Raw genomic sequence first — 12,647 nt, 5'->3', positions numbered from 1 at the left:
ACATTAAATCATTGTTTTTTACTCTTTCTAAGTAAATATAAGAAAAATGGCCCTCCAAATAGTGCAGTTATGATACCTACTGGAATTTCAACAGGGCTGATAACTGTTCTAGCTATTGTATCAGCTGCCACCATAAATATTCCGCCTACTAGCGCTGACGCAGGAAGTAGTATTCTATTATCCGGTCCAAGCAAAATCCTTACTATATGAGGAATTATAAGTCCAACAAATCCAATAATACCTGCTATGGATACAACCATTGAAACCATAAAAGTTCCTAATATTAATACATAAATTTTAGTCTTCTCTACATTTACTCCCATACTCTGAGCTGATTCTTCTCCAGTTAGCATAATATTTAAATCTCTGGCATGAAAGTTAATTAAGACCATTGAGATAAATACTGGAATTGATATTTTTATCAATGGATCCCAGCCCTTACCTGCTAAACTACCCATTGTCCAATAAATAATCTTTGCCATATCCTTGCTGTATATAACCATAATAAAAGACATAATAGCTGTTAAAAATTGCCCTATGGCTACACCAGCTAAAAGCAAGGTCGTTACTGGAACCTTATTCTTTATCCTTGCAATATTATATACTATAAATACAGCTCCCAATGCACCTAAAAATGCAAAAATTGATATAGTGGATATGTTTATAAAGGATATATTTATTCCTAGGACTATTGCAATACTAGCTCCAAGGGCTGCTCCAGATGAAATACCTATTACATAAGGATCAGCCATTGGGTTTTTAAATATTCCTTGAAAAGCAGCACCAGCAATGGATAAGCTTGAACCCACTAAGACACCTAATAGTACCCTAGGAAGTCTAATCGCCCAGATTATAGTTTGATGGGATTTTTCAATATCTGAAATATCTACATAATTTTTAATAATAGGTAATTTTGAACCTACAATTCTAAAAGTATCAACAATATTTATATTAGCAGTACCTATTACTGAAAAAAATCCTACTAATAATACTAGTACAATAAACAATAGTATTAATATATAACTATATCTGGACTTGCTTATATTTAATTTCATCTAAATCCCAACTTTACTTAAATAATTCTGGATGAATAGCTTTTGCTACAATTTCTAAAGCATCAATTATCCTAGGTCCAGGTCTAGATACTACATTTGCTTCATTTCCTTCAAATAAATATACTCTATCATTTTTAATGGCTGAAATATTTTCGTACCCTACTCTTGATTTTATAGACTCTACAGTTTTATCAGGCATATCCTGAGCTGTTAAATATACTTCTGGATCCCTTTCAACTAATTGCTCTAAATCATATTGTGGATAAGCGCCTTCTGCATCATTAGCTATGTTTTTTCCACCTGCTAAAGTTATAAGTTCATCCATAAATGATCCCTTACCAGCTGCCATAAGAGGGTCGTGCCATATTTCATAGAATACCTTTAATTCTTCTTGTCCTTTTACTTTATCTAATATATCATTTTTCTTTTGATTCATTGCTTCAATAAGATCAGCTGCTTCCTTACTCTTTCCTGTTGCCTTTCCTACTGTCTCAATATCTTTTATAACTGCATCTATGTTTTCAGGCATAAAACCAAGTACTTTAATCCCCGCATCTTTTAATATTTTTACTTCTTCTTCTTTTCCTGCTCCATAAACTAATACTAAATCTGGATTTAACTCTACAATTTTCTCTAAATTATTTCCACTGTAATCTCCAATTATTTCTTTCGTTGCAGCTTCTGCAGGGTAATCACAATAACTAGTTACTCCAATTACTTTATCTCCTAAGCCTAATGCAAACAATACTTCAGTATTATTTGGAGCTAAGGAAACTATTTTCATAGGTTCTTCTTCTATTGTTTCCTTATTGCCAAAACTGTCTTCAACTTCTACAGGGAAAGATTGAACTTCTTCATTTTTGTCTTCACTATTATCATCTATATTTTTCTCTATTCCTTCAACCTTTAATTCCTCTTTATTTTGGTCCTTTGATACACAGCCAACCATAACTACTGCTACTAGCATCAATAATAAGAATAATGTAATTCCTCTAAATTTCTTCATCTTTTTCCTCCAATTTTCACTTTAGTCTCCTACATAACAAAAAAACTTATGCCTATTAAATAAGGATAAGTTTATGAATTCTCTCATCCCTCCCTCCGAGGCTTAAATACAGGCAGGTCTCCTGACTTATGGATCATCCTAATCCCAACACCTTCCCGGTTTCCCAGTGGCTATTTGTTGGTTTCGTACCCATTTACAGTAGCGGGGGCTGTAGTGGCATCTAACCACTTTCCCTTTTAAGTTCCATTTATATGGAACACCTATAAAGTTATTCTATTGTAGTTACATAATATCAGACTTGAATCTAATTATCAAGATTATTCTTTTCTAAAGACAATAATTTATCCTTCATATCTAATCCACCAGCAAAACCTACTAATTTGCCATTACTACCTATTACCCTATGACAAGGTACAATTATAGCAATTGGGTTTTTATTTAAAGCACCACCTACTGCCCTAGACCCCTTTGGAGAACCTACTATTTCAGCAAGTTCCTTATAGGTTTTAGTCTCACCATAAGGAATACTTAGTAGCCCATTCCAGACTTTTTCCTGAAATTCTGTTCCTTTAAATGAAAAAGCTACAGTAAATTCTTTAATTTTTCCCTCTAAATATTTAACTATTTCTTGATGATAATTATAATCCCCTTTATCTACTTCAATTGGGTTACCATAATATTTGTTAATATATCTAAGGTTGTCCTCTTCTTCAGTTAAAGAAATGGCTATTATACCATCCTCTATAAAGAATACTTTCATTTTACCCATAGGTGTTTCAAAAGAATAATATTTCGGATTCATTATTTACATCTCCTTTTAATAGCAAGAATTAATTAATATTTCATCCTTATATTATCATAGGAGGATTGGCAATACAATGTTTACTTTAATTAAGTAAACTTTTAAACATATCATATATTCGTATAAATAACAGTGCTGGTGTAGCTGAGTATAAATTTAGTAATCCATGAATTATAGCTGTATTTATAATAGCTTTTCGATCGCTTAGATGGAAAACAGCATAACTATAAGCTAGGATTAAACCAATTAAAGAGCTACATATTGTTTTAATAATACTATCTATTATTGTGGATGGAATTCGCCAATGCGCAAAACCGAATATTAGTGCAGATACTATAACTGGCAATCCAATTTTATATTCAAATTCGTAGTTTAAGTAAAAGAAAATTTTCAATATTAATACCTGATAAATTAATGTTTCAACTAGTGGTACATATATTACACCTATAAGAAATGCCCTGGAAAAATGTACCTGTTCTTCTAACCCTTCAGCTGTAAACATATATCTTAAATCTTCAACTTTTATTGTACCCCATAGATGAAAAGCAACTTGTTGAAGAAAAGTAATAGTCATTACCATAGCAAAGCCTAATAAAACTACTTTCCATGTTGACATCTTTACTAATCTATCTGTTAATTTTTCAAATTTGCTTTTACCCATCATATGCAACACCTCTTTAAGACTGTCTTAAGTTAATTATTCAACCAATTCCTTATCCTCCATATCCACTTTTCTATACTCCTTAGCTAACAAGAATGGCAAATACAATATGGAGAAAATAATTAGATTGAGTAGAACTGCATCCCATGTATATACTAGATTAGTTCCTGTTGCTCCATATAATACATTACCAAGACTATTGTTAAGAAAATGAATCATAGATATAGCCCATATATTTTCAGTCTTCATATATACATATCCCAAGAAAACTGAATAGGCAATACAACCTATTAATTGATTTATAATAGAATGAAATGGTGTTTCTGGACTATAATAGAACATATTTATTGGTAAATGCCAAATTCCCCAAATAATCCCTAGAATTATTACTCCCTTGACCTTTCCCATTCGTTCTTGAAGTGCTGGTTGTAGAAAATATCTCCATCCATATTCTTCACCTAAGAATAGTGGAAAGTTAGTTAGAAATGAAAGAGGTAACAAGCATAACATAAACCATGTTTTCAAAGTCTTAAATGGTTCAATATAACTACTGACTTCTCCAGTGAACAGTGGCACAATAAATAAAGAAATCATATATATCCCTACAAACAATAAAGTATTAATAAGTGCTGATTTGTTGTTTATCATGAATTTTAAACCAAAGCTTTCTATTGATGTCTCACTATCCATATTGTAGCCAAGAATTAAAGAAATGCTTCCTATAAATAACCAAAATGTTAAATGGTCATTTGGGTCTTTGTGTAATATAAATATAGAGAATAAAAGATAAAGAATAGATGTTATTGTAAAAAACAAGAATATACTAAAGAAATTCTTTGGTAATTCTTTTCTTAACCTTTTATTTAATAATAAAGTAACCATAGCACCTATTGCAGGGTAATACATTTGTACTAAGGGGAAAGAGTCTACAGAAGCTCTAGTATATGCGGCTCCCATTGCAAATCCCATTAGAATTGTTAAAACAAAAGTAATTGTTATAAATAAAATAAGATCCTTATTTGAAACTTTATATTTTTCCAAGATATCCCTCCTACTTATTATTTATTACATATTCTGTTAACGATATTTCTTAGTAAAACTAAATTGAATCATTTGACTAAATAAAACATATAATAAATTATAGTTCAATTGTTATTGCCATTAGCTCACTTACTTCTAAAACAATATATCATAAGTTCCTTAAATAGTTTGTCGAACTTTGTATCTAAATCAATAAAACAAAAAACAGCCACCTTTATATCAGTAAAGGTGGCTGTTCTATTTGCATCAGAAATTAGATCTGAATTATTCAATTTTAATACATATTTGAGACTTCCATTAGCCTCTTATAGCTAAAAGCTTAGTTTTCAGTTCTTCTTCAATCCTATTTAGCTCGACTTCTGCTTCCTTCCTCTTTTGATGACCTTCTATTTGAATACGCATAACTTCATCAAGGGTGGATATTAGTGACTCATTTGTAATGCGAAGTGTCTCAATGTCCACAATGCCTCGTTCTGATTCCTTTGCTGTTTCAATAGTTGCCATTTTAAGTGTTTCAGCATTTTTTCTTAAGAGTTGATTTGTCATATCTGTTACTTCTCTTTGAGCTCTTGCAGCCTGTCCTGAATGAGTAACGCCCAAAGCTAAAACCATCTGACTTTTCCATAGTGGAATTGTATTTACAATTGTAGACTGAATCTTTTCAGCCATTATAGTATCATTGCCTTGAACTAGACGAATTTGTGGTGCCATTTGAATCGAAATCATTCTAGTTAGTTCTAAATCATGAATCTTTTTCTCAAAACGGTTACAAATTGCGGTTAAATCATTAACAGCCTGTGCATCCTCTGGCAAGCCACTGGCAGCAGACTTCTCTATTAGGGCAGGTAGTTCTTCCTCCTGAACCTTAGCCAGTTTCTTTTTACCTGCCAATATATACATAGATAGTTCTTTAAAATATGTTTTATTAAGATCGTACATTTTATCAAGCATAGCTATATCTTTCAGCAACTGTATTTGATTGGCTTCCAATGCTTCACAGATTTTATTGACATTAACTTCTGCCTTATCAAATTTTGCCTTCATTGCTGTAAGTTTGTTGGATGTCTTTTTGAAGAAGCCTAAAAATCCTTTCTCCTCTTCTTCTACATCAAAGCTTTTCAACTCAGTTACAACACCAGAAAGCATTTCACCGATTTCACCTAAATCTTTAGTTTTTACATTGCCTAAAGCTGTTTCGGAAAAATCTGCAATTTTCTTTTGTGCTCCAACTCCATATTGAAGGATTTGATTTGATTTATTTAAATCAATCTGATTTGCAAAATCCTCTACAATCTTTTTCTCTTCAGGTGAAAGGATGCTTTCATCAAATACATGCTTTTTAATCTGGATATCATCCTTACTGATTATGTCTCCACTTGGTATTTCTTGAGTTAATTCATCATCGTTAAAAGGCTCAAAAGTTAATGTTGGTATTTCATTATTCATTTTTATCCTCCATAATTTTATTTTTGAACTCTCATATTCTTCTCTGTTAATCCTTCTTGTGCAAACATAGTTTCTAATACAGATATGTCAGTTGATATATCCATTGCTGCATCCTCGAAGAGACCATCCAATAAATTTTCAAAGGCAATATTAATGGTATCCATTGTTTCCTCTATTTCTTTCTTTGCGCTTGAAATATTCTCTCCTTGTACTGGTTGGTGATCGAATTTTCTATAAGCATCTACCAGTTTTAATGTTGTAGGAAGGAAATACTCAGTAAACTTCTTTATTTCATTAAACTTTTCTGGATGAATCTCCACATAATCATAGATCTTTCCTGTTATTTCTTCCAATCTATCTAACTTAAGTGAGATTTCTTCACCTGGAATTGCGATATTTGCATTTTTAATTTCCGTGACGAATTGTCGTCCTTCATCAATTGCTTTTCTAATCTCAGGTTTTAACTTATCATCTTTATTATTTTCTCCCTGTATAGCATCCTGTTTCTGACTTTCTTGCTTCTCCAACTCCTTCATTTTCATACCTTCTTGTAGCTCAAGATATTGCTCGTAGCATTCGTTATTTAACATAAAACAGGTTTTTTTATCATCAATATGCCCTTCTGGAAACATACCTATAGAAATCATCTTTTGCAAATCTTTCACAGTAGCTTTATCATTCCAACCTGCTACTGATGAAAGGTCTTTAATCAGGGCATAATTGCGGCCATTCATCTTTGACACATATCGTTGAAATCTCTTTAGTCTTTTACGAATCCTACTGCCATTCATTGATAAAATTACAGATCCAATAAAACAAGGTAATAGTCCCATAGCAATGGTATTAAATATTCCACCCATGACAGAACCTAATATGAGCAATACAAATACAGCTATTCCGAAAGCTGTACTACCTATAATCCCAAATACAGTAAGCAATACACTTGATACCTGTCCCATAGGAACTGTGAACTTTGTTAACTTTGGAACTGGCTTTCTCTGAATATTCCCTTGGGGAACATTACTGTAATTAATAATAGTATTCTTGCTATTTATTTGATTATTTCCATTGCTTAAATTATGATTATTCACTTGTTTCCTATTAATTGACCTTCCTACCTCATCAAGTGCACCTTTAACAACGCTCTCAATCTCGCGATTCAATGTTTTGAAATCTCCATTGTTCAACGCGTCCTGAACTATATCCTTAATCTGATTACCTAAATTTAAATTACCCCGCCTATTCATATTCGCCTCCAAGTTATTAACTTTAGATTCCATTTCTCTTTATAACACTAATCTATTTTTTATCATTTTGTAAATCATACCATATCTATTTTTCGAAATCAACTATCTACTTTACTATAAATACATAAAATAAGAGCTAGCTTTATAATAATAAAGTTAGCTCTTGTTTTCTACATCTCTCTTATCAATCTCCATTGTTCCCTAGCCATTTCATTTAATGCTGGATTCATTTTAGTTGATGCAAGCCCCAGGCAAGTGTTAAACCAAGATAAAGATTCTTCTGCTTCATTTAATCTCCTTGATAATTCTCCTATTAAATAGGACAATTTGCTATCATCCATATTAGTTCCTGATAAGGATTCATTATTATATGCATCTATAAATTGATCTCTAGCTAATCTTAAAAATCTCATTTCTTGATCTTTTTCTTCTTTAAGTCTATATAGCCAACCTATATTTAGGCAATTATTTCCTTGCTCCAATTTTGTATCATTTAATAAAGTTCCTGAAACTAAAGCCAATTTATATGACTCAATTGCCTCATCTAAATCTCTCTCTCCACCAAAATCTCGTTGTTTCCATCTTGAAGTAATATTATCAATAATAATTCCTTTTTGATCCTTTTTAATAGCTTCAAAATTATTATCAGCTGCAGCATACCCACAGTGAGGGCATACAAATATGTGATATTTTATTGGATTTTCAGTACTATAATAGTTTAGAAAATCTTCATCTCTCTTAACTAATCTTAGCTTTGAAAGCCGTACTTTTTTTGTAGTAAACTCCTTTGAGCATACAGGACACTCAATAGTTTTATCATATAGTGCACTTATTTCTTCCATTTTATTTGCTTCCTTTCTTTATCTAATGTTCTCATCTATTATTGTATCATCTTTTATCGTGTTCTGTAATAGGGGACCTACTTTATAAATATAATCTTTTTTTCTATAATGGTCTGTAGTTATTTGCTCTTTTGATACAACTTTCCCGCTTTTTATTATGGATTTAAAGGTATTAACTTTATACCCAGTTCTACCTTTTTGAATATCTAATTTAGTACCTGGTGATAATTTTTCATCATATATTTCCTCAGTCTTTGCATATATTTTTTCTACTATCACTGGATTAATCTTAACCTGATAATCCTTTGCCTTGGTATCTCCATAAATATAGATATGCACACTGGATCCTACTACTTTGGCATAAGTATAAATAGGGAAATCAAAATCATTTCTAAATCTTAAATCTAAGTAACCATAAGCAACTGCAGCATCCTGACCATATGGTACATAATTTGCTGGTATAGAATGTGGATGTCGTTCAAGAATTGTAATGTCTGCAAGTAATAAAGCATTATACATAGTTGTGGATGTCTGGCAAACCCCTCCACCTAGCCCAGGTGTAAGCTCGCCTCCTATGATTACATTGGCTTCCTTATAACCATTTTTCGATTCTCTCGGTCCAGTTGTATTGTTGTATGATACTTCTTCACCTGGAGAAATCAACTTATTGCTTATGGCTTTAGCGGATAACTTAATATTTTCTATTCTTCCACTACTGCTACCTTTAAATGAAGTTGAAAATTCTCCTATTATGCCATCTATTCTAGATATAAATGCTTTTGTAATTCTAGGCTGAATATCCTCTACAGGAATTTCTATATCTTTAAGTAGATTTATATTCTCTATAATATCTCTACTCAGCTTATCTGACATTAGTTTCTTTCCGACTATTTCATCATTTATTGTAATTTTTCCATTAAGTATCTCAATACTAGCATCTGTTTTCTCTCTATTTATTTGTCGGGAAATATCTTTTACTACATCTTCTATCTTACTATATTGGTATGAAAAATTTAATGATACTTCAACTCCATTTTTAATCTTCATAATGTCTCTTAATCTTTTAAGGACATTTCCTTGCCTTCCAAGTTTATATGCAGTTTTTACAGCAGTTTCGTATTTATATGAGAATCCCAGTTGAGTTATTTTTATATTAAAGATCTTTTCTTCATATAATAGATTCATGCTTTTATTGGGAATTTCCATTTCCTTTTTTTCTTTAATATACTTTAAGGCTTGTTCCATAGTTTTATTACTTACATCATATCCATCAATTGAAATGCCTTTATATATAGTATCTATATTGAGGATAGTTTTGTAAATATAAAATCCTGATCCTAATGCTGTAGCTAAGACTGCTACAGCAATGAATATCGAAACAATTATAGGTTTTTTCATTTATAGCCTCCAGCCTAAAGTATTGCTATTTTATTCCCAGTAGACTTTTATATTATCTCCATTCTTTAAGTCTTCCATATATTCTGCATCTCTGCCATTTACCTTCAAAACTAACTTCCCTTTTAATGAAGATCTATCAAAATCTATATGGTCAAAAATATCTACAAAGACAAATTTGTCTTTTTTATAGTATATGTCCATTTGGCTATCATTTATCACTAATCTTATTAATTTATTATCTCCTATGGTATTATCAACATGATGATTGACTTCTTCCATCGATATTCTTGAAACTATATCGCCTTTCTTTAACTCATAGTAATATGGATGTTTTTCTCCGTTTATTAAGTATTCTTCAGTACTTGATCCATTACCATATCTATCTATTAGATTTCCAAATGATTTTATTTCATTAACTTGAATTTTATCTTCTTTATTTAGCTTAATATTACTACCTATGACCTTATCATTAACTTTAATTTCTTCCACAAGATCAATTTCTGTTTTATCAAATAATATTGTTTTGTCCATTAATACAATATCATAGAGGTATGGTGGTTCAATAGGTTCAACTATGCTAGGAATAATATCTATAACAGCTCCATCCCTTAATTTAGTTTTTAAATTTCCTGAATTTTTATCTACCAATAACTCTGGATGGGTACCTTCTTTGCCCCTTATTATTCTTTTCTTGCCATTGATATAGTATATAAAATCATCGGATCTCTTAGGCATTAAATCTCTTGGATTATACCCAGTCAATACTAAAACATCGGATACTTTAATATCCTCAGTGTTAAATACTCGAATTTCTTCTCCATTGAATGTAACTTTAATAAAGTTTCTATATTTATCCTGAGCACCTTCTATGGCAATACCAATTGGCGTTATCATATCAGGCCCATTAGTCTCTTCTAACCCTTCAATATTTTCAATCGCAGATGTATCTCTTATTGCTACTCTTTCTTTCGGCAGTCCTAGTTTTTCGGCTATGGTCTCCTTTAGCATTGGCATTTGACTACTTCCTCCAACTAGAAATACTGCACTGGGAGCTTTACCATTATACTCAATTATTTTATCTGCTATTTCTGTAGCTATCTTTTCAATTACATCAAAAATTGTATTTACAATTTCATTAGTACTTAGATTGTGGGATACCCCTATTACATCAATAAAATCGTGCTCTTCTTTTCTGCTAAGCTCTACCTTTAGCTTTTCACTATTATTAAAATCCAATAAATAGGCCTGAGCTAATCTTTCAGTTATTTCATCTCCCGCAGTAGATGTCATGGCATATGAAATAATTTGACCATCTTTTGTGATGGCAATATCTGATGTACCTGCCCCAATATCCACTAAGGCCAAATTCAATAATCTTAGCTCCTTCTTAATTGCCACATTAATTGCAGCTATTGGTTCAAGAGTAATACTACCTACTTCCAGTCCAACCCTTGATATTACAGTATATAAACTTTCAATAACTATTTGAGGCAAAAATGTAGCCAAAAGCTCTACTCCTATTCGCTCTCCCTTATGACCAACTAAAGACTCCATTCTATTTTCATCTAAATAATAATCTACTACAGTATAACCTATACTATAATACTTAAGAATTTTATTTATCTCTAATTGGTTCATCTCATCTTGGGCTCTTTGAACAGCTTCTAATTCAAGAGCCTCTACCTTATTTCTAGTTATCTCTAAGTCATCAATAGTCTGTTCCACTCTTATTTTATGAGTCTTAAGAGCTCGACCAGCAGCAGCTATGGATACAACCCTTAGCTTAGTGCCTGTTTTTTCTTCCAGTTCTACTACTACATCCTTAACTACCTTGGCTACTCCTTCAATATCATGGATCTGTCCATCAAACATATTTCTTTTTTTATGTTCTTTTACGGTATATGCAAGTACCTTAAAACTTTCATCCTCCAGATACTCCCCTACTATGCCTATAATAGTTCTAGTTCCAATATCTAGCGAAAATATTAGTTCACCCTTCAAAATACCACCTTCCCCCTATTATTTACTCTCTTTTTTGTAATAGAAACAATAATCAGTTACTGGACAAATATCACATAATGGTTTTCTTGCTTTGCATATTCTTCTTCCATGGAAAATTAGCAGATGATGTGCCTTAGACCACATCTCTCTTTCTATATTATCCATTAAATCCTTTTCTGTATCTAAGACATTTGTACTATTAGCTAGTCCTATCCTATTAGATACCCTGAAAACATGGGTATCTACTGCAATTGCTGGAGTATTAAAGGCATTGCTCAATACTACATTGGCAGTTTTTCTACCTACACCAGGTAAAGATGTTAACTCCTCCATAGTACTTGGCACTTCACCATTATATTTTTCTAGTAGTAGTTTGCATGTTTCTAGTATATTTGTACTCTTAGTCTTGTAAAATCCACAGGACCTTATTTTTGCTCCCAATTCATCTACAGACAATTTTATATAATCTTCAGGCTTTTTCAATTCTTGAAATAAAACCTTAGTAGTCTTATTTACTTGTACATCTGTACATTGGGCTGAGAGTATAGTTGCAATTAATAGTTCAAAATTATTCGTAAAATCCAGCTCTGCTTTTGCATCTGGAAACCTCTCTAAAAGCTTATTTATTACTATTTTAGTTTCTTCTTTTGAAAGCATCATTTTATTTCACCACCTATAATATCTCTATTTCATGGTCTATTATTTCTAATCTACCATCCTCATCTATAAATTTTATCACATTTGAGAGGATTTGGTTAGCATGATTTGTGTCATTAGTAACACAAGCGAATCCAATTACTGATGATTGCCAACTATCATTTAAATCTATTTCAGCTATTGATACATTAAACCTTGATTGCACCCTGCCTATTATACTTTTTATTACATGTCTCTTATCCTTCAAAGAATTTGATTCATATATTCTCAATTTCAATGAACAAGCTCCTACTATCATCTATACCACCTCTATTATAGGTTAAGCATTTTTTTATATTTTAGACCCAAATATGTAAAAGAAAAAGGGAGAATCTTCTCCCTTTTAGATTATTTTAATATATTCATCTCTTTTCCAACTGCTTCAAAGACTTCTACTGCTCTGTCTAATTGCTCTTTAGTATGATCTGCTGTTACCATACATCTAACTCTTC

13 protein-coding genes and 1 riboswitch are annotated in these 12,647 nt (G+C 31.6%); all 13 genes read right to left on the bottom strand.

Annotated features, from left to right (window positions below; all coding sequences use genetic code 11):
- Positions 1–8: 8 nt before the first annotated feature.
- On the bottom strand, positions 9–1,055 hold the full coding sequence (locus RIN63_RS03820) for an iron chelate uptake ABC transporter family permease subunit (protein ID WP_310443352.1): 1,047 nt from the start codon (positions 1,053–1,055) through the stop codon (positions 9–11).
- Positions 1,056–1,068: 13 nt separating this feature from the next.
- A complete protein-coding gene (locus tag RIN63_RS03815) occupies positions 1,069–2,061 on the bottom strand; it encodes a cobalamin-binding protein (protein WP_310443351.1) in 993 nt (330 codons plus the stop codon).
- A 93-nt stretch (positions 2,062–2,154) separates the two neighbouring features.
- A riboswitch (cobalamin riboswitch) is annotated at positions 2,155–2,340 on the bottom strand.
- A 25-nt stretch (positions 2,341–2,365) separates the two neighbouring features.
- Complete coding sequence (locus RIN63_RS03810) at positions 2,366–2,863, bottom strand: methylated-DNA--[protein]-cysteine S-methyltransferase (RefSeq protein ID WP_310443350.1); 498 nt, start codon at positions 2,861–2,863, stop codon at positions 2,366–2,368.
- An 85-nt stretch (positions 2,864–2,948) separates the two neighbouring features.
- The gene (locus RIN63_RS03805; protein WP_310443349.1) at positions 2,949–3,527 is read right to left on the bottom strand and encodes a type II CAAX prenyl endopeptidase Rce1 family protein; all 579 of its coding nucleotides are present in this window, start codon (positions 3,525–3,527) and stop codon (positions 2,949–2,951) included.
- 33 nt (positions 3,528–3,560) lie between these two features.
- Positions 3,561–4,565, bottom strand: coding sequence for a type II CAAX endopeptidase family protein (locus RIN63_RS03800; protein ID WP_310443348.1), 1,005 nt, complete (start codon positions 4,563–4,565; stop codon positions 3,561–3,563).
- Positions 4,566–4,690: 125 nt separating this feature from the next.
- Complete coding sequence (locus RIN63_RS03795; protein WP_310443347.1) at positions 4,691–4,837, bottom strand: hypothetical protein; 147 nt, start codon at positions 4,835–4,837, stop codon at positions 4,691–4,693.
- Positions 4,838–4,862: 25 nt separating this feature from the next.
- A complete protein-coding gene (locus tag RIN63_RS03790; RefSeq protein ID WP_310443346.1) occupies positions 4,863–6,011 on the bottom strand; it encodes a toxic anion resistance protein in 1,149 nt (382 codons plus the stop codon).
- Between the two features lie 17 nt (positions 6,012–6,028).
- Positions 6,029–7,258, bottom strand: coding sequence for a 5-bromo-4-chloroindolyl phosphate hydrolysis family protein (locus RIN63_RS03785; protein WP_310443345.1), 1,230 nt, complete (start codon positions 7,256–7,258; stop codon positions 6,029–6,031).
- A 170-nt stretch (positions 7,259–7,428) separates the two neighbouring features.
- Positions 7,429–8,100: a DUF2225 domain-containing protein gene (locus tag RIN63_RS03780; protein WP_310443344.1), complete on the bottom strand. Its 672-nt coding sequence runs from the start codon at positions 8,098–8,100 to the stop codon at positions 7,429–7,431.
- An 18-nt stretch (positions 8,101–8,118) separates the two neighbouring features.
- A complete protein-coding gene (locus tag RIN63_RS03775; protein ID WP_310443343.1) occupies positions 8,119–9,498 on the bottom strand; it encodes a VanW family protein in 1,380 nt (459 codons plus the stop codon).
- Positions 9,499–9,528: 30 nt separating this feature from the next.
- On the bottom strand, positions 9,529–11,499 hold the full coding sequence (locus RIN63_RS03770) for a cell division FtsA domain-containing protein (protein WP_310443342.1): 1,971 nt from the start codon (positions 11,497–11,499) through the stop codon (positions 9,529–9,531).
- 18 nt (positions 11,500–11,517) lie between these two features.
- Entirely contained in the window at positions 11,518–12,159 is a 642-nt protein-coding gene (gene nth, locus RIN63_RS03765; RefSeq protein ID WP_310443341.1) for an endonuclease III, read from the bottom strand.
- A 13-nt stretch (positions 12,160–12,172) separates the two neighbouring features.
- Positions 12,173–12,454, bottom strand: a complete 282-nt coding sequence (locus tag RIN63_RS03760; protein ID WP_310443340.1) for a DUF503 domain-containing protein — start codon at positions 12,452–12,454, stop codon at positions 12,173–12,175.
- Positions 12,455–12,647: the final 193 nt, after the last annotated feature.

The organism is Tissierella sp., from assembly GCF_031460495.1.
In the GTDB taxonomy this organism is placed as follows: domain Bacteria; phylum Bacillota; class Clostridia; order Tissierellales; family Tissierellaceae; genus JAVKTS01.
Note: the sequence above shows the minus strand (reverse complement) of the source record. Positions and strands in the feature narration are given on the sequence as shown.